Here is a 20,880-nt window from a genome sequence, read left to right as displayed (position 1 = left end):
CGCTCCTCTATTTCATGCAATTTTTCGGCATGTCCAAAAGTTTGACAGGTCCATATTTACCTGCATTTATCATACCATACCTTCTTTCATTTCCAAAGAATTTGCCATAATTTCGCACAAAAAACCCGCCCCTAATGAAGGGAACGGGTTTACTTTATTTAGGTTGTTTTTAAATCAGCATCCACTGATATTTAAGCGTTTGGCTCAATGAGTCCATATTTACCGTCATTTCGGCGATAAACCACATTGGTCAAATTTGTCTCAGCATTTGTGAAAACGAAGAAACTATGACCTAACATGTTCATTTGGAGAATGGCCTCTTCACTATCCATCGGCTTTAAGTTGAAACGTTTTTGTCTGACGATTTCTGTTTCATCAATCTCTTCGTCATCTTGAACTGCTACTTCAGCCGTACCATTTCCTCCAGCAAATAAGTGCTTTTTGGCACCTTGCTCGCGGAATTTACGGTTTACTTTTGTTTTGTGCTTTCTAATTTGACGTTCTAATTTACTGGCTGCTAGGTCTACTGCATTGTACATATCCTCATTATGCACCTCAGCTCGAAGTGCTAGATCAGTCATTGGAATGGTAACCTCAACTTTAGATTCTTGATCGTTGTAAAACTTCAAGTTCACGTTGACTGAAGCATCTACATCTGTCTCAAAATAACGCTCCAGCTTTCCAATTTTTTTCTCGACATGATCTCTTAGTGCAGGTGTTACGTCGATGTTTTCTCCTCTGACATTGTAATTCATGTAAAGAACGCCTCCTTTAAAATTAAGGATATGTAAACCTATTTCTACTTTTCCCTCCTTTTCTCCTGCTCAAACGTAAAAAAAATGTGAATATTTATTGAAATTTGTCGAATTTTGCGGTGCTTCAACTGTTGCTTGATAGGTGATGAATATATATTCGGCTGATTCTTGAAAAAGACCAGCGCACATTAAATGGTAAAAGATGAAATCGATGTTTTCAGCGATTGAGATAAGGATTTTAAATCCTCCGCAGCGGCTTTCATCTCTTCATTGGCCGCTAATGATTCTTCAACAGCAGCTGACATGTACTCTGTTTCTTCTGAGTTTCGTTTCGCACCTTCTTCAATGACACCAACTGTTTGAGAAATTTCCTCTGTACTAGCAGAAATTTGTTCTGCAGTGGCTGACAGCTCTTCTGCTTTCATTGAAATATCACGAATAGATTCCAAGATTTCATGGAAGCTCTGTTCAGATAATTGTGATACTTTTACACCCTCTGCTACATCCCGCTCGACCTTCGTCATCGATTGTGATGATTTTTCTGTATCTTTGTTCACGTTTTCGAGTAATTGACTAATTTGATCTGTGAGCTGACTAGATTCTTCTGCCAGTTTTCTCACTTCATCTGCTACAACTGCAAAGCCTCTTCCATGCTCTCCTGCCCTTGCTGCTTCTATAGCTGCGTTTAAAGCAAGCAAATTCGTCTGGTCAGCAATGGCATGGATATGACCTAACAGATCTTGAATGCCTGTAAACTGCACTTGCACATGGGTCATTGTAGAATGGTGTTCATTCACAGACTCTTTTATAGAACTCATTTGTTTCACAAACTGTTGAATAAGGGCCGCGCCCTCTTCAGCCTTTTCAGTCACTGAAATTGAGTGACCCGAAACATCGGATGTGTGTACAGCTGCATTTTGCATGCCAGTCGACACTTCCTGAATGGCGGATGCTACTTTTCCGACCGCATCTGATTGTTCACGTGAAGCTTCACTGACCTGTTCAATCGAGCTAGATGTCTGCTCACTAGCCGATAACGTTTGACTGATGGTTTCCTCAAATTGAGCAGCAGAATCAGCAAGCTGTCTTGATCCGCTTTGCACCTGCAAAATAAGCTGACGCAAATGAGCCGTCATTTGATTAAAGGCTGTGCCGAGTTGACCAATCTCATTTTTAGAGGTCACTTCAATCTCTTCAAGGGTTAGATCACCATCTGCCATCCTTTTTGCGGCATTTGTGACAGAAACAATTGGTTTTGTCATGCGATGAACAAATCTGATCCCAATCACCAAAAGGCCAACAATAATCGCTGCACTGACCAAAATGAGTGTAAGCAATAATTGATTACTATCTTGATTGAGCTGATTGATTTTTTGATCACGTTGTTTTAGCTGATTTTGAGCGAACTCTTTTGTAAAGGTATGTATTTCTTGTTCGATAGGTTGTAATTCTTGACTGAGGCGGGTGTTGAATTCTTTTTGATTTTGCATATTTAATGAATTAAATAATCGATTTGTTGAGGTGTAGTAGAGATAATTTTTTTCTGAGATTTGATCTAATAGATTTTGTGCTTGTTTGACCGTAATCATTTTCGAAGCTTCTGCTGTTTTCTTATTAATATCTTCATATGTTTGCTCAATTTTCTGCAAATTTTCAGCATCTTGCACGACGACATATGTTTTAATCTGTGCTTCCTGCTTTTGAAGAAGCGCTTCTAATTCCAGCGAGGTCTGATAAAGCTTCACTTCCTTGCTTAATAGCGCTTTATAGGATTGATCTGTTTTGTAATAGAGAAAGCTTGAGAATCCTAACATACTGACAAACAATACACATATGACAATAAGCCCAAATAAAAATTGATTTTTTAGTCTCATAATTTCCTCCGAATGGTCTGAATTGGACAAAAATTAATGAATGACATACGGCCTCATACAGGCATGTATTTCATCCATCCACTTTCTATATTCAGGTATAAAGTATGTTTTCAGGAATGATTGGAAGTGATTTGAAGGGAATGTATAGAAAGCTAGTATATCAAAACTTAAAAATATTTGATCAAACGAACGAATCGTTTTGGCAAAGTGTTCATTTTCAATAATTGAAAGCAGAAGAGGATGTGTTGTGTCTAAATGAAAGAAGGCATGGATCAGATCATTAAAGATCCGATCCCCTTCTGTTTTGTCAAAATCCTTCTCAATTTCATCTAAATAGTTTAGACTCTCTTCTATCGTGTATAGAAGTTCATAATATGTGGTTAATAAAATATAGTCATTTGAACGATACGCCACAGGTCTCACCTATTTATTTCCGTTTATCGTAGTATACGCCGTCACTCGTTATGGGCTGGTATGGATTTTGATAATTCAGCTGTTTTGTTTTCTTTTTTTGAATGGCTTGAATATCTGCTTTTATCCCATTTTGGATAACCGTTAATTGTTGCGCCATCTGTTGATCTGTTTGGATGATTTCTCGAATTTTCTCTTTTTCTTGATCCGTCAATTCATGCTGTATTTCTCTCATTAATTCGTCTCTCTCAATTAAAAAGGCATCAAAGTCTTCAACAAGTGTCTCACTTTGCGGATTTTCCGCTATTTCGGCTGCCATTTTTAATGTTTGATCATGCAGCTGGTCCACAATACTCATAGAGAACCCCCGATAGAGTGGTGACGGCCTTTACGATCGGTTTGAATGACTTCCTTCCACGCATCACGGAAGTCAGTTACGTACTCTTCTACTTCATTCAAAATCTCTTCGTCATTTTGAAGATTGGCTTCTATCAGTCTGCGATAAATGTAATCATACATACTTGCCATACTCTTTGATACGTCATAGGAACGATTTAAGGTGACATTTAATTCTTGAATGATGTTTTGAGCCTTTTTTAGGTTCAAGTTTCTCGTTTCTGCATCTTCTTTTTGAATGGCATGCTTCGCTATTCTGATGAACTTTAAGCAGCCTTCATAAAGCATAAGCGTCAACTCGGCAGGTGTTGCGGTCTCAATAGAATTTTTCTGATAGGCGGCATAAGGGTTCTGTATTGCCATATGTTATAAACCTCCAATTATTGTCCAAGCAGTTGAGAAAGGTAGCCAGATTGGTTGTTTAGCTTTTGAATTGCACTATCCATGGCGTTAAACTTCGTATAGTAACGGGCTTCAACCATCTTCAAACGGTCTTGGAACGTACTCATTCGTTTGGTCAAAGAGTCAAGGTCCTTACCAAGTCCGTATTCCTTTAATTCCATAGTTGTGCTGCCAGCCTTTTTTTGAATGCTCTTCGTGAAGGCAGATAAGGAATTTTTGACACGATAGATAATTCCTTGTTCTTGATATTGCTGCTGCGCTTTGTCTTTATCCTTTGAATCCACATTTAAACTACCCGATATAAACATTTGTCTGACCTTCTCCGGGTCTTCTTCAATGGCTTTCTTTAATTTCTCTACTCCATTACTATCCTTAATAAATTCAAGCTTTCCGCCATCTTTATAGCTGGATGATGTCGAAATACCGATTTGTGTGAGTTGAATTTTATTCCCATCACTTGTCGTAATATTAGCATACAAATCACTTCTTATTTTAGAGGCACCAGATCGTAAAATGGAATCACTTCTCAGCAAGCCAGACTTCGCGGTCGTTTCCCATAGCTCTATTTCTTTTTCAGACATCGCTTTTTTCTCTTCAGCCGTTAATGGATGATAGTCTCTGTTTTTCTTTTCATTGACTTTACCATTAATCTGTTCAACAAGCTCATTGTATTTATCAACAAATTGCTTAATTTTATCATAGATTGCATCCACATCTGTTGAAACGTTTAAGCTGACGGGCTGATCCGTTGTTGCTTTAAGCTCGTACGTAATATCAGCCTGTGTGAATGTATTGTTGTTATTTTCCATTTTCAGACCATTAATCTCGTATTGCGCCTTCTGTCCTTGAGTAGTCGCAACTAATTTGTTATCTCCATCTACTTGGAAGCCTAATTGCGTTAAAAATGAAGCCGAATTGCCATCAGCTGCTTTAATACTGACGCCTTCACCCGTTGTCCGAGAAGTAAGAGCAATTGTATCCACGTAGTTAGTGCCATCAGAGATTTGGCCTTTGTAAGCCGTCACACCTAATTGAGCGTTGTTTAGCTTTTTCACGATGTCATCGATTGTATCGGAATCAGAGGTATTGATCGTCACCATTTTCGGTTTTGTTGAATCTGGTGTCGTCACTTCAAACGTAAACGTGCCATTTGCTGGTGTAAATCCAGATGTACCAGAGGATTTGAAGACAGAAGCTGTCGCTAGTTGAGTGACATGAATAGAGCCAGAGGTCGCATTTGTTGATCCAGTTGCTGTGACAGCAGATTCATTAGAGCTTGTCACCTTTTTGGCGCCATATGTACTTGGACGCGTTAAGTTTAAACTGTTGATCAAATCATCTAATTCTTTAATTTTCGAGTTAACCTCGCGATAGCTGTCTCTTTGCCATTCAAGTGTTTGTTTCTGACGCGTCATTGTATCAAGTGGTGCTTGCTCCGTTTTCATCAGCTTTGATACGATTTCATCAATATCGAACACATTTGAAAATCCAGTAATACGATTGACCATTATTTATGTTCTCCCTTCATTTACATTCTTTTATCTACAAATAGACCGACAATTTCTGTCATTGCTGCATAGAAATCAAGCCATTCCTTGGAAGGAATTTCTCTAATCACTTCTTCTGTTTGGTTATCTACGACTTTGACATAATATTCATTGAGTTTTTCATGTAATTCGAATTGAAGATGAAATTGAGTAGGTTCAATCAGCTTGTTTGCGCCTTGAAGCGTTTTTTCAATTTCTTCTTTTGAAACAGTCCTGCCATTTGCTTGTGAGTCAGAGTTTACATTGTCATTCTGGTTATTAGAAACACGGGTTTGAAATGCATCGATAATTGGCTCTAATGATGTCAACTTACCAACAGACATAGTTATTCAGCTCCTGTGCTTTAATCTATCTTTTATATCGGCTTTGAATTTGTAAATTAAATATAGATGGACCGATTTGTTAAAGTTTCCTATAGATCATGAACATTTGTATCGAAACGCTTTCACACGGAGAAGGACAGCTGAATGCGATAAAAAAATCCTCACTTTTTTTGTGAGGATAATTGAGAGAGAAGATCTAAGGATAAACTCGCTGCACGATTGTTCTCTTCTTGAATAGACAGGTACACTTCTTTCCTGTGAATATCGATGTGCTTAGGAGCCTCAATCCCGACTTTCACTTGATCGCCTTCGATTGAAATAATCTTGACTTCAATATCATCGCCTATTTGAATCGACTGGTTTAATTTACGAGACAGCACTAACATGAGGATGCCACCTCTAACAAATGTTTTGTATGATAGGCTGAATCATGCAAAATCACCTGCTTGGCTTTCATGTTTTTCCGGTTCACAATAATAGGCGCTCTTAAATTGGCTGTTGTTTTTTCAATAGAAGATTCCATTGTTAAAATAACCATTACTTCCACATCATTGGCATCTTCTACTTCCAGAATGTCTACAACCGTTTCGTCTAAATCAAATTCGTATTGATTGAAGAATAAAAACGGGCTACTGACGATAAAACCTAATGCCGAGTTATTTAATGATTGAAGAACTAAAAATGGAGACTCTTCTGATAAAGGCAAAATGACAAACTGTTTTTGATCCAGAAATCCTGGTATCCCGTTAGAGAAGTGAATGATTTGCTCCTCTTTGATTGTCACTTCACCATGGTATTTTGTTTGAATGATCATAATTCACGACCTTTTTCGTTTTTCTTAACTATACCTTATCACCATTTTGGCCCGTTTCGTCAACTTCTATTTTTAATTCTGGATATTGTAACATATCAATATTGACCTTACCTGGCTGGTAGTTAACGATTGGTTTATGAGGTGTGGCCTCTATGATAGCTTTTTGCGGCTCCACATCAATTTGAAGCTCAGAAGGCTGATAGTGAATTTTCACACTAAAGAATGAAGGTATCACACCAATGGTAAATTGTTTTGCTGGGGGACTGCCATTGATTTTGGCAAACTCAGCAATCGCATTCCCACCATTCTCGATCTTGATGAGTTCACTTCCTTCTTCCGCTCTGCGACCCATTCCTTCTCCAACAGCACGCTTCCCCTCAGCTGCCCATTCCTCAGAACGTCTAAAAATTGACTTGATGTCCATATCGGCAAACGCCTCGGTTTGATCAATGGTTAATTTCGACGGTGTCCTTTTGATATTCATTACAGCTCGTGGCTGCTGAATCTCAAGATCAGCTTGTGGCTGCTCTACTTCTTGCCGAGAAGGAGTTGTCGACATTTGAAGCTTTGCATAGGTTTGCTGCATTAACAATCTAGGGATTTGCATATGTTCACCTCCATGATGCAAAAAAGCACCCATCGGATGCTTTTTATTATCTTAAGAAATCTACAAGGGATGGCTGAATGACTTTAGCTGTTGTCGCTAAAGCAGCTCTATTCACTGTCTCTTGTTGAAGAAGATCAAGAATTGCCTTTTCACTTTCAACATCTTCATTATCTGATTTAGCATTTTTCAGTACTTGGTATTGTGAAGTCAAACGACTGCCTACTAAGTCAACACGATTCGAACGCGCTCCTAGATCGGATCGCTCAGCACTCATCACTTCTTTGAACTGATCGATACTTCCTAGTGCATCATCAGAATTCGCAAACGTTCCATTTTTCAATGAGTTTTCTAAATCAGTCAGCATTTCAATGACATTTTGACCGTTAGCCTGTCCGCCAAACGCTGAGATTGGATTTGAGTTTACATTTAAAGTGATACCATCAGAAATATTCGCTTGAACAGCATTCGCATCTGTATAATTTTCGAAGTTAAATGTATACGTTCCGTCTGCATTCTCAACAACTGGTTTAACATTTGTATTTGTCCCATTAAATACGAACTTACCTAGCATTTGAGTGTTCATTGCATCAATGATTTGATTCTTCATCTGGCCAATTTCCACTCCGATAGCTGCTAAATCTTCGGGCTGCTTTGTTCCATTTGCCGCATCAAGCACTTTATCTCGTATATTTGACATAATATCAATGATTTCAGTGACACTTGTTTCAGATGTATCAATCCAGTTTTGTGCTTCATTTAAGTTATTTTTATATTGTTCATTTCGAAACAAGGCAGTACTATATTGAAGGCTTTTTACGGCTGCAACAGGATCATCAGACGTTTTCGTAAAGCGTTTGCCTGTTTGTGCCTGTTCATTAATTTTAGAAAGTTTTTCATAACTTTTACTAATATTTCGAAGTGAGTTTTGAGAAATCATACCTTGTGTGACTCGCATCCGTTATCCCTACCTTCCTACGACACCCATGCCGTTTATGACCTTATCCAATACTTCATCTTGTAATGTCATAATTCTCGCAGCCGCATTATATGCATGCTGGAATTGGATCATATTCGTCATTTCTTCATCAATGGAGACAGCGCTAGTCGACATTCTACGTTCATTGGCTGAATTGACAAGAGCAGCTGAACTGCTTTCAAGCGTCATGTTCTTTTTCCCTTGTACCCCCATCTCAGCAATAACATTTTGGTAATAATCCTGAATTGTCGTTGTATTGCCGCCGATTGGTAACTTTAAGTCTTGTATATTAGCTAATTTCGTAGCATTCGAACCGTCACCTTGTGTTTGATTGAGAGATGCAGCAATATTATCTGTTGATGCTAAAATGACATCGCTCACTTTAATACGAGCTGCCAAACCTTTATTCAACTCATTGTTATTTTCGATATCAAAAAAGTCTTGTCCACTTGCACCATTTAACGTGTACCCCTGCTTATGTACATCGTTAAATGTATCCATGAATACTTTTGCTACTTCATCCAGCTCTGCAAGCATATCTGGATACATGCCTTTTTCAGCACCGTTTGACATGTAGCCATAAGCCTCAACAAGTGCTTTTACTTTACCATTCACTTGTAATTGATCCGCTGCAATGGTTGTTGTTCCGAATTGAAGTGAGTTAACAAGTCCCGTTGTATTATCATAAGAGATTTGCAGTTCAGACTTTTCGTTCGTAATACCATTCAAAATGTTTCCAGCTGATTGTCCATTTGCACCGATAATGTCGATGTTGACAGTTCCTTCAGCAATTTTGAGCGCATTACCGCCAGGTGGATTGTAACTGACCTTAATATCAACAAGTGAGGATAATTGATCGACCAAAGTATCACGTGTATCATAAAGATCATTTGGAAGATATCCATTTGGCTCAACTGCTGCAATCTGTTTGTTCACTTCATCTATTTGAGATAAAAGAGTGTTTACATCTTTGGCCGTTGAATCGAGTTCGGTTTTCAAATTCTTTTGTATCGTTGTTAAAGAGGAATTGAGCAGACGGAATTGGTCTACTAAAGCCTGTGCACTTGTTTTAACAACTGTACGTGCAGAAGCCGTATCAGCATTCTTTGATTCCGATAAGACCTGTAATGATTTCCATAGGTTATCAAAAGCTCTGTTCAAGCCTTCATCCGTCAAATCATTCATAACCCCTTCCATCTGTGAAAGGGCATCTGACTTCGTTGAGTAGTAAGATAAGTTATTATTATGATCTCTGTATTGTAGATCTAAAAAGCTGTCTCGAATTCTTTCAACCGTTCCAACTTGTACGCCAGTCCCCATTTGGCCATACGTCTTGCCGTCATAAACCGAAATGACTGGATAAGGATTTTCTGCTTTAAAGGTCACTCTTTGTCTTGAGTAGCCCTCCGTATTTGCATTGGAGACGTTGTTTGATGTGACATAAAGCCCTGCACGCTGGGCTGTGATTCCTCTTTTTGCCGTTTCTAGTCCCATGAATGTAGAACCCATTGGTATCCTCCTTGTTTACGCCTTTGAATCAAACAAAGCCCTTTGCTGTTTAGGCTTTGAACTCTCAAGACCATTTTGTCCGTAATTCATATTTTCTTTATTAGGGTTAACGAGATCGAATGTCAGTGAAATAAATTGAAGTGACTGCTGAATAAGCTGCTTGTTCAGTTCATTTACATCTTTTAGTTCCACCATGATGTCATTTAGTTTCTCATATAATGAAATGAGCTCTTCTTGATCTGTACCTTCAGCCTTTTCGATACATGCAGTGATGGTTGGTGATTGATCACTTTGTAAAAATTGAACGGTCGCTTCAATTCGTTTTTCTTCTAATTGAGAAATGGCCTGAATATACTTTTGCTCTAAATTCAGGACCTCTGAAAGAGCATCAATCTCATTGCTTTTCAGCATTTCTGTTTTATCCTTAGACAACTTTAAAAGCTGTTCATGCAATCCATAGAGACGATGCAGTTCTTCAATAATTATTTTAACTGACATTCACGCTGCTCCCTTTTGTTATTGTTGTTTATAGAAATTCAGCATTTTATCTGCAATGCCTTTTGTATCTACTTGATATGTTCCGGCTTCAATGCTTTTTTTAATTTGGTCAATTTTATCTTGGCGTTCTCTCATAATATTCGGCACCTTTTGCATTTCGATTGCCTTTTTAGAAATTTCGACTTTATCAGTTGATTTAGCTTGATTCGATTGCAACGTTTGTTTCTCATATGTTTTCTTGTAAGGATTTACTGGTTGTGTTCCATATCGATTAATTTTCACGGGATTCCTCTCGCTTTCCGTTACAGTCTGTCTTGATTCTATCCATTTTATCGACCAAACTGCAACTTAGTTTAGGGAATCAGTCGTTTTTAGGATTAATGGCATAATAGGTGTCTTTTTTCCTAGATTCAATCTCCCTTTTACGCTCCTCTTCTTGGTTCATTTGGCTGATTTGCGAATGAATATCCTGTTCACATTGGCTGCATAGCTTGTTTTTCCTGATCGCTTTGCCACATCTTTCACAAGGATAATTAATATTTGGAAATTGACTAATTTGCAGTCTTTTCAAACGAATAAATTTCAAGATTAATTCTTCATCAACTTCTGTTGCTTCTACTATTTCAGCGATGGTTGATTGTCTATTACTTTGTTTTCTCAAGAATTTATATACGATATCAAAAGAACGTTCTTCTTCTTCAAAGCATTTGTTACAAACCGTTTGGATGGTGGTTTTTAAAAATAGCTGATTACATTGTGGACAGTTTGCCAATTGATTCATAACCAAAACCCCTTACGTTATTTTCTTTTCTTATTATCGGTTAATTATCATGATTTTTAACTACGTATCAACGTAAAAGAAGAAACACTTTTAGCACCTGCGTCTTTCAAAATTCTTGCCGCATCATAGATGGTTGCTCCCGTTGTATAGATATCATCAACTAATATAATATCCCTTTGAACAATCGCATCTGTTTGCTTTATTTGAAACAATCCTTTTTGATCTAGGCGTTCATTTTTCTTTTTTTTAGACTGCTTACTTTGATGTATTTTCACGAGTGGCTGCAATATTGGCTTATCTAGCAAAGAAGCGATTATCACGGACTGATTAAATCCTCTTTCTTTTAGTCTTTCATGACTTAAAGGAATCGGTATCAGCAATGGGTCTTTTATGCAGAAGGAATGTTTAAATGCTGCTTGTACATCTTTTTTAAACAGCTCAGCTAAAGCCGTATCACCCCGAAATTTAAAGCGGGCAAGGACATCTTTCATCAACTCGTTGTAAGTATAAACTGACCTATTTTTCACAAGGATTTTAATAGAATCAGAGCGTTCATTCCATCTGTTACAGTCCTGGCACAATTGGTCATTTGACTGCTCCCTTCCGCATGTTGGACAAATAGGACGCTCAATCTTTACTAAGTGATTCTTACATGCTACACAAAGGCGATCATCATTTAATAGTAGGAATGATTTCCATGTAAAAGCAGGCACAAAATGTCCCTCGCAAATTTGGCAAATCAATTGGTTTCCTTGTTCAGCAGCAGACGATTTTCACATCTTGGAAATGCAGAGACCTTGGAAGCTGCTTCTGTCAGAATGACCAGCATCGCAGTATTCTTCTGTTTATCCACCATCTCAGATTTACTGTAAGATATTTTATCGATATCTGTTATATATTGTGGTTTCACTTGATTCAGTGAAATCGCTAATACATCTTCCATACACTTTTCACAATGACAAATCATGTTTAATTGGTTGAGATATTGATTGAGAATTTCCTTGAGTAGTATTTCTTTTGCATTGAGTAGCATATTTGTCTCTCCTGCCATTTGTGTATTGTGAATATAATGTACCATGATTTAGTTGAACCCACACTGTTTTTCAGAAAACTCTTTTGCAGCCGTATCATTCATTTTTGCGATATGCTTCTTTGCTTGTTTCATACTTCTCGTTAAACCAAAATGAAAAAGGAAAACATCTCCTGTACAATAATCCGGGTGTCTGCCTACCCGCCCAGAAATCTGAACAAGTGCACTCTCTGTAAAAATAGTAGATTCCGAACCTAGTACCCCCACTTGAACATTCGGAATCGTTACGCCTCTTTCTAGAATAGTGGTTGTAACTAGTACATCGTATACGTAATCTCTAAAGTGCTGAACCTTTTGTTTTCTATCCGGATCATCGGCAGATACCCCCTCCACGTTCAAGGATTGTTCTCGAAGAATCTTCGTTACCTTCTTCATGGTAGCAATTGAAGGAACAAAAAGTAATATTCTTCTCTTATTTGCAATATGTCTCTGCATCCAATTCATCACTTTAGGGGGCAGCTGGTTCTTTTTTAATTTCTTTTTCCAATGACCGATCCAATGAAAGGTCGGTACGGGTAATGGTTGCTCGTGAAAACGCAAAGGAATTTTTATCGCTTCCAGTTTTCCACGAGAAACCTCTCTCGTCATTTTTTTAGAGGGTGTCGCACTTAAATAAATCCTGACCCCTCTGTTCTTTCTCATCGCCTTTAGAACAGCAAATTGGAGACGCTCATCCATTGAATAAGGGAAGGCATCGACTTCATCTACAATGAGCACATCAAAAGCATTTTTGTATCTCATCAGCTGGTGGGTTGTGGTGATCACAAGCGGTGTTATTTGAAACCTTTGAGAACTACCTCCGTAAAGTACGGTAATTGTCACCCCTTGAAATGCTTTTCTAAGCCGTGGTTCGAGTTCAAGCACTACATCTGTTCTAGGTGTCGCAATACAGACATTCATTCCTTGATTTAACGCATATTCGATTCCGTGAAAAAGTACTTCCGTTTTCCCTGCTCCGCAAACCGCCCAAACAAGTAGATCAAATTTGTTTTTAATAGCTTCAATCATTCTTTCTGACGCTCTTTTTTGTCCTTTAGACAGCTCTCCCTGCCATGTTAATTCGGCTCGACATGTTTCTACCATTTGTGGACCTGTCCATTCATAAAGAAACCCACATTCTGCTACTTTTCCCATCATGATGCATGATCTACAGTACACACAATCCTTTTGACACACTTCACATGGAGAATGAGCGAAATACCGCTTGTGTGATACACCGCACCGGCAGCATGTAAAACCATTTACTTTCCTCTCAATGGCTGGAGACCGATTGACTAAGCCCTTCTCCTCCAGCCAATCTAAATTGGACTGTGGGCACTTTGTTTCAACGGTGAGCAGATGGCGTGAATGCAGCTGCCGCATTAGTTCCATTGCTTTGTCCATATTCAACATTACCAAACACCTTTCAATTGATGTTTGGCTATTATGCGCAAAGACATGACATTTCGTCCAACAGGTAAAATAGAAAAACAAAACCCCTTTTCCATAAGAAAAGAGGTTTTTTAGGAATTATCTAATCACCCAGCCAAGGGCTAAAGAGCCTTCACCTAGATGGGTGCCGATTACGGCACCAAAGTAGCTTTTATAAAATTCAACATGAGGATATTTTTCTGATAAGTGCGCAATTAATTCTTCTGCTTCTTCTTCTCTATTACCATGTATCAGTGTTGCTCTCATCGGAACACCACGTGATGCATCTTCATCAAATAATTCAAAAATACGTGAAATGGCTTTTTTACGTGTGCGGATCTTCTCAAAAGGAACAATTAGCTTGTTGTCAAAATGCAAAATAGGCTTTACCTTTAAGAGGCTTCCAATAAAAGCCTGAGCACCATTTAATCTGCCGCCTCTTTGCAAATGAGTTAAATCGTCTACCATAAAATACGCCCGCTGACTTTCTTTCAGGTAATTTAGATGTGCTAACACTTCTTCTAAAGAAGCACCTTCTTGGATTTTTTCAGCAGCTTCTAACACATAAAAACCTTGTGCCATACAGCTTGTTTCTGTATCAAACGGGTAAATATCAATCCCGTCAACTAGATCATTCGCTGAGACCGCACTATTATACGTTCCACTAATTCCACTTGAAAGGTGGATACTAATCACGGCGTCGTATGTTTCACTTAGTTTTTCATATAAGGCTATTAATTCACCGAAAGCAGGCTGAGAGGTTGTTGGAAGATCTTTGTGTTTTTTGATTTCTTCATAATATGTCTTCCAGTCCATTTCTATTTCTTCACGGTATGATTCACTGCCAAAGATGACGTTAAGGGGGATCATATGAATATTATGTTTATCACGCAGCTCTTGTGGTAGATAAGCAGTACTGTCTGTTACAACGGCTATTTTCATTCTTAAATACCTTCCTTATTCGTTAAGTTACTCTTTTTTATTTTAAAAGAATGATCATTTTTTCATTAGATTTATAATAGTAATCAAAAAAGCCTGCCTAATCAATAGGCAAGCCCGCTATATCCGAAAAAGACTCCTTACCCTGTCTATCATTTCCCTCCACCTAAAATGTGAGAGAATAAAAACAGGCGAAAAAGGAGTACTTGTCCGGAACATTATCTCATTTCTACCCAGCCGTTTTTAATAGCTACAACAACAGCTTGTGTACGATCGTTTACATTCATTTTTTGCAAAATGTTACTCACGTGGTTTTTAACTGTTTTCTCACTAATAAAGAGCGATTCACCGATTCCTCTGTTGCTCTTTCCGTCAGCTAACATTTGAAGAACTTCACATTCACGTCTAGTTAAGATATGAAGTGGTCTGCGAATTTCAGGATATACCTCATGCTGTGGATGTGCTGAAACGCCGCTAGTTGCCAAGCGTCGGAATTCATTTACTAAATTATGAGTGACTTTCGGATGTAAATAAGAGCCTCCGTCAGCTACAACTTTCACTGCTTCGATGAGTGTGTCTGCATCCATTTCTTTTAGCAGGTAGCCTCTCGCCCCTGTTTTCAATGCATGTGTTACATAGTTTTCATCGTCATGAATAGATAGAATAATGACTTTTGATTCGGGATAAAGCTCAACAAGCTGCTTTGTAGCCTCAACACCATTTACATTCGGCATATTAATGTCCATAATGACAACATCCGGATGATAGTGTTCTACGATACGTGCAGCTTCGTCACCGTCGTCTCCTTCTGCAACTACTTCAAAAGTAGGTTCAAAATCTAAAATCCGTTTGACACCTTCACGGAATAATTGGTGGTCATCAATAATTACAATATTTACTTTAGTCACAAGCTACGCCTCCCCATGTTTATTGTTCTACACCTGAACTTTATGGTCAATATGTCTTTTGACTCTATTTTACAATTTTATTTTGCAATGTTAGTGGCACGCGAATCATGATGAATGTCCCTAGACCTATTTTTGAGTCTATGGTCATTTTACCTTCCAGTAAGTCTACGCGTTCTTTCATGCCAAGTAAACCGAAGGATTTGTTTTTGTTTGTTTTCACATCTTTCATATCAAAGCCTTTTCCATCGTCTTTAATAATTAAGGTCACAAAGTCTTTCGTTACTTCTACTTTGACAGAGATTTCTTCAGCTTCAGAATGTTTTAATGAATTTGTGACAGCTTCTTGGGCTAGTCTAAACAGTGCTACTTCAAATTGAGAAGCAATTCTTTCGTTTTCTGTATCACCTAGGCATTGGAACGTAATTTTGGTTTTTCCATCATATTCTTCAATTGTGTTTAAGTATTTTCTCAGTGTTGGAATCAGACCCAAATCATCTAAAGCCATCGGTCTTAAATCATAAATGATTCTTCTCACTTCGTACAGTGCATTTCGCACATTCTGTCTGAGACTTCTAATTTCTTTAAAGCCTTCTTCTGTACCGCGGTCTCTAAAAATCCGTTCAATTAATTCGGAACGCATCATCACGTTTGCCAGCATTTGAGCAGGGCCGTCATGAATTTCCCGAGACACTCTTTTGCGTTCTTCTTCTTGGGCTTCAATAATTCTCAGCCCAAAATCTTGTTTTGCCTGAGCATCTTCAAGTAAAACGCCAACCTGCCGTAAATCCTGGTTAAGATAGTTGAGAACAACTGTAATCTGACTCACAAGCGTTTCAGAGCGTTCAATGACGTCTTGTAAGCTTAATAATCGTCTTTCCAGATCGTCTCTTCTTTCTCTCAGCTGCTTCTCGCGCTGCTGAATCATGGTGAGTTCCACTTGCAAGTTATGTGCTTTTTCGTAGGCCTCACGTATTTCTTCTTCGCTGAATTTGTTGAAGTTTCTGCTGACCTCAGATAAGCGGTTTCTAGCATGTCTTGTATGGACTTCCAGCTTATCCCCAAAATCAATTACTTCGTTTACTTGCTGTTTGATTTGCTTCAGCTCTTCTACTAGGCTTTCATATTGTTGACGGGACTGTTCGCCTATTCTAAATACTTCGTCCTTGCTGCCATCAACTGTACTTAGCATTTTCATGATGATTGAATCCAATAATTTCGGATCCATTTTGGGTGTTGTCATGGCTTTTCCCTCCCGTAACAGTGATGTCATCTTTTTTTATTATAAATGTCATTGATCTGCATTTTATGTCGAATTATAATGAAAGAATGCGTATAAATCTTGAAGTTTTTATGACGACCCTTTTTCCGCTCCTATCATCATAACAAAATACGCTGTAAAATTCTAAAACCAATGCAAATTTTCACTAGTCTTACAATTTGCTTGTCAGGAGGGTATGTCTTTTGCTGAATCGCTATCTTACAGTAAAAAGTCGTGGCGAGCATGAGATCGTCATTGAAAAATCACGTTTTATTTGTCATATACAGCGTGCTGTCTCAGAAGAAGAAGCACAAGCATTTATACAATCCATTAAAAAACAACATTGGAATGCCACACATAATTGTTCAGCCTATCTCATTGGTGAACATGACCTGATTCAAAAAGCGAATGATGATGGTGAACCAAGCGGTACAGCAGGTGTGCCAATGCTTGAAGTGCTAAAAAAACGGAAGCTGAAAGATACAGTCGTTGTGGTCACTCGTTATTTCGGCGGTATCAAGCTAGGTGCCGGTGGATTGATTCGTGCCTACGGAAAATCTGTATCAGAAGCTATCAACCATGTTGGAATGGTAGAGCGCTGTTTAATGCGTACAATGCACACAACAATAGATTATACATGGCTTGGAAAGGTAGAGAATGAGCTTAGAGCCTCATCTTTTCAGCTAAAAGAAATCCATTATGCAGAAGATGTTATTTTTGAGACATATGTCGAAGAAACACAAACAGAGCAGTTCATTGAGTGGATGACTGAGCTGACAAATGGAAAGAGTGTTACAAAAGAAGGCGAATTGATTTATTTAGAAAAGGACATTGGTCCGATAAAGGAGACAGATGAATGGCACAACGAGTAAAAGTGCGTGTACGAAAGAAAAAGAGTAAGAAGAAGAGAATTATCAAACGTATTCTGGTCTTATTTTTGCTACTTATCATCTGCATGGGCGGATTCGCAGTATATAAAATCGTCAATACTCTTCAAGCTGCTGACAAAACATATGATGAACTAAACCGTGGAGAGAAATCGAATCTTCGTGATGCTGTCATTGATATTAAGAAAAAACCTTTCTCTGTATTATTTGTCGGAATTGAGGATTATGCCACAAAGGGTGATCATGGGCGTTCAGATTCACTCATTGTCGCAACGATTAACCCTCAAGACAAAACGATGAAAATGGTTAGTATTCCTCGTGACACACGCGTACAGCTTGCAAGTGATACAACAGGAAGTAAAGAAAAGATCAATGCAGCATTTGCTAAAGGCGGTAAAGATGAAACGATTGAAACTGTCGAACAATTCTTGCATATTCCGATTGATAAGTATGCAACCGTTGATTTTGACGGATTCAAGGATGTCATTGATGAAGTCGGCGGAATTGATATCGATGTTCCATTTGACTTCAATGAAAAAAGTGATGTTAAAAAATCGAAAAAGATTTACTTTAAAAAAGGCAATATGCATTTAAACGGGGAAGAAGCACTTGCTTACGCACGGATGAGAAAACAAGATCCACGCGGTGATTTCGGACGTAACGATCGTCAGAAACAAATTTTACGTGCAATGATTGATCAAATGGCGAAGCCAAATAACATTGCGAACGTCGATAACATTGCTAAAGAAGTCAGTGATCACATTACGACCAATTTCCGTATCACAGAAGGTCTTGCGCTTCAGCAAATCTACAGCGGATTTAAAGGAGACGACACAGAAACTCTTTCTATTAAGGGATCAGACCTTTATTTAGGGCCAAATCGCACGTATTACTTTGAGCCAGATCCGACCAATTTAGCTAACGTGCAAAATGAATTACGGACGCATTTAAAGCTTCCTACTGAATCTTCAACTGAAACAGATTCACAAACCAATCCGTCTTCTGGTGAAACAGGGTCAACTGATACAACTAACTCATCGACCAGCACACCTGGACAATAATAAAAACAGCCCAGTTCCTAGGAACGGGCTGTTTTTTATTGTCTTTTGACCATTCGTTTATAAAATTTCGTAAATGGTTTAAACTCTTCATTCACCAAGCCTGTGACTTCTGCAATCACCTGCATGAACATGACCAGTAAAAAGATAATAATCAGTGATAACCAAATGGTGGCGCTTGTCAGCAAAATCGCACTTAAGCTAAAGACTAAGCCAATCATATAAATCACGATGACAGCCATGCGATGTGACAAGCCAAAGGCCATCAGTCTATGATGAATATGAGACTTGTCAGGTGCTGAGATCGGCTGTTTGTTTAATATTCGTCTAATGATGGCAAAGGTGGTATCGAAAATTGGGACACCTAAGATGATCACTGGGACAACTACACTAAACAAAGTGACACTTTTGTACAGCCCTAATAGTGACAACACCGAAATCATGTAGCCTAAAAAAAGCGAACCGGTGTCACCCATAAAAATCTTCGCTGGATGAAAGTTGTAAAAGAGAAAGCCGATGGTACTGCCAATGACAACAAGTGATAAAGAAAGAATCAAAATTTTGTCAGCTGAAAATGCCATCACGGCAATGGTCGATAAACCGATGACAGAAATACCGGCAGCCAGTCCATCAAGGCCGTCAATTAAATTAATGGCATTTGTAATTCCGACAATCCATAACACGGTTAGGGGATATGCCATCCAACCTAACTCAATTCGATCTGTTAAGAAAGGAACAGAGAAAAAGTCCATTTTTAAGCCTGTGCTTACAATCAGACAAGCAACAAGAACTTGTACGAGAAATTTAAACCTTGCACTTAAATTATATTTATCATCAAATATACCTAGAATGACGATAAGTACGGCACCAACTGAAATTGCTGTAATTTTATTATGTAGAAACAGCCCGCCTGCTAATGCTCCAGCCGCTACCCCAATAAAAATTGCCAAACCGCCCATTCGAGGCATTACTTTATCATGAACTTTTCGTTTATTCGGCTGGTCCACTGCACCAATCTTAATTGCAAACTTTTTGACGATTGGTGTCACAATTAAAACTGTAGCCAGAGAGACAAAAAACGCTAATAAGGCGCGTTCGTAATCCATAGGTCAGTCTCCTTCTAAATTGAAATCTGTATTTTGTATATTGGCCGCTCTTTCCATTATACAATTGAATAGAGGATGATCACAAGCTCCCCCTGTGAAGAAGAAACAAATAAAAACGCACAATCCCTGATGAATTATGCGTTTTCTTTAATATTCGTTAGTTCCACCATATTTGTGAACAGCGCGTGCCAATCTTTTTTCTTCGCACGGCTTTGTCTTAGATGTCTATAGGTCATGTCGTCTTTTTTGCTGATCACTTTTTGGCAGGCTTCTACGAAGAGCGCAGGATCCTCGCCTTCTAAATATTCATACACATCATTCTCTTTTAGCCTTTCCGTTGACGGAAGATTTAAACCAACAACCGGTATTCCTGCGGCTAAAAATTCATATAGCTTGAGCGGAAACACGGCTTGATTGTAAGGAGATTGTTTGTATGGCATCATGCCTACATCAATCAGCTTCATATACGCAGGCACTTCTTCTGGTGCAACAGCACCTGTCCAAATCACATTCGGCAGTTTAAGTGCATGCTGAAAAGATGGATCACCATTTGTTCCATCCGGACCGACAAATAAAAATGTCCAATCAGGCTGCATGCGGGCAGCTTCTGCTATCATGTCAAAATCCAGCTTCGGCTTGATGCCTCCAATAAAACCAAGAACAGTTCCTTCTCTACCTTGCAGCACATCCTCCTTACACGGAAGATTGTTTTTTGCAAACACATCGTACTCAACGCCATTTTCCACTGTAAACACATCTTTTGGTTCGCCCATAAGACGCTTTTTGATTTGATCGTGTAAGTATTGAGAAGAGCATGTAATGCTGTGTGCGTATTTGATGATTCGATTTTCTGCTTTCACAATGACACGCTGCCTCATATAAGAAAGCAAATTATTTTTGCCGCTTATCGGCTCTCCCCACAGGTCACTGCAGTCATAGACAATATGTTTCCATTCAAATAAAGAAGATAAGAGCGGAAAGCCCGGAAACGTATACCATAAGCAAACAGCGCTTCCCTTCTTTTCCTCCTGCCGCAAATGCTCAAGAAGAGGGGACAATTTATGAATATAGAACATGTCTTGATATCGGCCAAAGCGGAAAAATTTGCTCTTGAGCACATCAGGAATGGTCAATTGCTTCATTCGATCGGTTATGGGCTGAAAGGGAGCTGTATGACGGGATGCAGATGGGCATACCCAGATGACCTCTTTCGTTTCTGGATCAGATGCTAGAAATTCCGCCAGTCGATGCCGTCTGTACCTCAAGCCGTCCTGTCCCCATTCTCCCGTCGCTACGATAACATGTATGATCGAGTCTGCTTTCACCTTTAT

The 20,880-nt window shown here is 38.7% G+C and carries 25 protein-coding genes; 2 read left to right on the top strand and 23 right to left on the bottom strand.

Features of this window, described 5'->3' with window-relative positions:
* Positions 1-191 precede the first annotated feature (191 nt).
* The 21 genes from hpf to degS form a co-directional block, all read right to left on the bottom strand.
* Positions 192-755 carry a ribosome hibernation-promoting factor, HPF/YfiA family gene (gene hpf, locus EV579_RS12135; protein ID WP_024423608.1) on the bottom strand — a complete coding sequence of 188 codons (564 nt, stop codon included), beginning with the start codon at positions 753-755 and terminating at the stop codon, positions 192-194.
* Positions 756-943: 188 nt separating this feature from the next.
* A complete protein-coding gene (locus EV579_RS12130) occupies positions 944-2,629 on the bottom strand; it encodes a methyl-accepting chemotaxis protein (RefSeq protein ID WP_133744512.1) in 1,686 nt (561 codons plus the stop codon).
* 33 nt (positions 2,630-2,662) lie between these two features.
* A complete protein-coding gene (locus tag EV579_RS12125) occupies positions 2,663-3,043 on the bottom strand; it encodes a DUF8042 domain-containing protein (protein WP_024426250.1) in 381 nt (126 codons plus the stop codon).
* Between the two features lie 13 nt (positions 3,044-3,056).
* On the bottom strand, positions 3,057-3,398 hold the full coding sequence (gene fliT, locus EV579_RS12120; RefSeq protein ID WP_133744511.1) for a flagellar protein FliT: 342 nt from the start codon (positions 3,396-3,398) through the stop codon (positions 3,057-3,059).
* A complete protein-coding gene (gene fliS, locus EV579_RS12115; RefSeq protein ID WP_024423612.1) occupies positions 3,395-3,799 on the bottom strand; it encodes a flagellar export chaperone FliS in 405 nt (134 codons plus the stop codon). Before fliS ends, fliT begins: the two co-directional genes overlap by 4 nt.
* Before the next feature lie 17 nt (positions 3,800-3,816).
* A complete protein-coding gene (locus EV579_RS12110) occupies positions 3,817-5,346 on the bottom strand; it encodes a flagellar hook-associated protein 2 (protein WP_133744510.1) in 1,530 nt (509 codons plus the stop codon).
* Between the two features lie 20 nt (positions 5,347-5,366).
* A complete protein-coding gene (gene flaG / locus EV579_RS12105) occupies positions 5,367-5,708 on the bottom strand; it encodes a flagellar protein FlaG (RefSeq protein WP_024426252.1) in 342 nt (113 codons plus the stop codon).
* 161 nt (positions 5,709-5,869) lie between these two features.
* Complete coding sequence (csrA, locus tag EV579_RS12100; protein ID WP_008360181.1) at positions 5,870-6,094, bottom strand: carbon storage regulator CsrA; 225 nt, start codon at positions 6,092-6,094, stop codon at positions 5,870-5,872.
* Entirely contained in the window at positions 6,088-6,522 is a 435-nt protein-coding gene (fliW, locus tag EV579_RS12095) for a flagellar assembly protein FliW (protein ID WP_024423615.1), read from the bottom strand. Before fliW ends, csrA begins: the two co-directional genes overlap by 7 nt.
* 28 nt (positions 6,523-6,550) lie before the next feature.
* Positions 6,551-7,129: a DUF6470 family protein gene (locus EV579_RS12090; protein ID WP_024426253.1), complete on the bottom strand. Its 579-nt coding sequence runs from the start codon at positions 7,127-7,129 to the stop codon at positions 6,551-6,553.
* Between the two features lie 46 nt (positions 7,130-7,175).
* Positions 7,176-8,084: a flagellar hook-associated protein FlgL gene (gene flgL / locus EV579_RS12085; protein ID WP_024423617.1), complete on the bottom strand. Its 909-nt coding sequence runs from the start codon at positions 8,082-8,084 to the stop codon at positions 7,176-7,178.
* A gap of 9 nt (positions 8,085-8,093) precedes the next feature.
* Positions 8,094-9,614 carry a flagellar hook-associated protein FlgK gene (gene flgK / locus EV579_RS12080; RefSeq protein WP_024423618.1) on the bottom strand — a complete coding sequence of 507 codons (1,521 nt, stop codon included), beginning with the start codon at positions 9,612-9,614 and terminating at the stop codon, positions 8,094-8,096.
* Between the two features lie 15 nt (positions 9,615-9,629).
* On the bottom strand, positions 9,630-10,112 hold the full coding sequence (locus EV579_RS12075) for a flagellar protein FlgN (protein WP_024423619.1): 483 nt from the start codon (positions 10,110-10,112) through the stop codon (positions 9,630-9,632).
* Positions 10,113-10,130: 18 nt separating this feature from the next.
* Complete coding sequence (flgM, locus tag EV579_RS12070; RefSeq protein WP_024423620.1) at positions 10,131-10,394, bottom strand: flagellar biosynthesis anti-sigma factor FlgM; 264 nt, start codon at positions 10,392-10,394, stop codon at positions 10,131-10,133.
* Between the two features lie 79 nt (positions 10,395-10,473).
* A complete protein-coding gene (locus EV579_RS12065; RefSeq protein ID WP_024423621.1) occupies positions 10,474-10,893 on the bottom strand; it encodes a TIGR03826 family flagellar region protein in 420 nt (139 codons plus the stop codon).
* A gap of 56 nt (positions 10,894-10,949) precedes the next feature.
* Entirely contained in the window at positions 10,950-11,606 is a 657-nt protein-coding gene (locus EV579_RS19070; RefSeq protein WP_243837412.1) for a ComF family protein, read from the bottom strand.
* A 26-nt stretch (positions 11,607-11,632) separates the two neighbouring features.
* On the bottom strand, positions 11,633-11,926 hold the full coding sequence (gene comFB, locus EV579_RS12055; RefSeq protein ID WP_024423623.1) for a late competence protein ComFB: 294 nt from the start codon (positions 11,924-11,926) through the stop codon (positions 11,633-11,635).
* A gap of 48 nt (positions 11,927-11,974) precedes the next feature.
* Complete coding sequence (locus EV579_RS12050; RefSeq protein ID WP_279586125.1) at positions 11,975-13,372, bottom strand: ATP-dependent helicase ComFA; 1,398 nt, start codon at positions 13,370-13,372, stop codon at positions 11,975-11,977.
* Between the two features lie 120 nt (positions 13,373-13,492).
* On the bottom strand, positions 13,493-14,335 hold the full coding sequence (locus tag EV579_RS12045; RefSeq protein WP_024423625.1) for a DegV family protein: 843 nt from the start codon (positions 14,333-14,335) through the stop codon (positions 13,493-13,495).
* 215 nt (positions 14,336-14,550) lie between these two features.
* Positions 14,551-15,240, bottom strand: a complete 690-nt coding sequence (gene degU / locus EV579_RS12040; protein ID WP_008348273.1) for a two-component system response regulator DegU — start codon at positions 15,238-15,240, stop codon at positions 14,551-14,553.
* 64 nt (positions 15,241-15,304) lie between these two features.
* Positions 15,305-16,480: a two-component sensor histidine kinase DegS gene (gene degS, locus EV579_RS12035; RefSeq protein WP_024719243.1), complete on the bottom strand. Its 1,176-nt coding sequence runs from the start codon at positions 16,478-16,480 to the stop codon at positions 15,305-15,307.
* Positions 16,481-16,701: 221 nt separating this feature from the next.
* Between degS and EV579_RS12030 the strand changes: the two genes are divergently transcribed.
* Positions 16,702-17,370 carry a YigZ family protein gene (locus tag EV579_RS12030; RefSeq protein WP_012011434.1) on the top strand — a complete coding sequence of 223 codons (669 nt, stop codon included), beginning with the start codon at positions 16,702-16,704 and terminating at the stop codon, positions 17,368-17,370.
* Positions 17,355-18,446, top strand: a complete 1,092-nt coding sequence (locus tag EV579_RS12025; protein WP_024423626.1) for an LCP family protein — start codon at positions 17,355-17,357, stop codon at positions 18,444-18,446. Before EV579_RS12030 ends, EV579_RS12025 begins: the two co-directional genes overlap by 16 nt.
* Before the next feature lie 35 nt (positions 18,447-18,481).
* On the opposite strand, the gene EV579_RS12020 is transcribed toward EV579_RS12025, so the two are convergent.
* Both EV579_RS12020 and tuaH read right to left on the bottom strand, forming a co-directional pair.
* On the bottom strand, positions 18,482-19,549 hold the full coding sequence (locus EV579_RS12020; protein ID WP_024423627.1) for a glycosyltransferase family 4 protein: 1,068 nt from the start codon (positions 19,547-19,549) through the stop codon (positions 18,482-18,484).
* A gap of 134 nt (positions 19,550-19,683) precedes the next feature.
* Positions 19,684-20,880 carry a teichuronic acid biosynthesis protein TuaH gene (tuaH, locus tag EV579_RS12015; RefSeq protein ID WP_243837422.1) on the bottom strand — a complete coding sequence of 399 codons (1,197 nt, stop codon included), beginning with the start codon at positions 20,878-20,880 and terminating at the stop codon, positions 19,684-19,686.

The sequence above is a fragment of the Bacillus sp. BK450 genome, from assembly GCF_004364885.1.
Classification (GTDB): Bacteria; Bacillota; Bacilli; order Bacillales; family Bacillaceae; genus Bacillus; species Bacillus safensis.
Note: the sequence above shows the minus strand (reverse complement) of the source record. Positions and strands in the feature narration are given on the sequence as shown.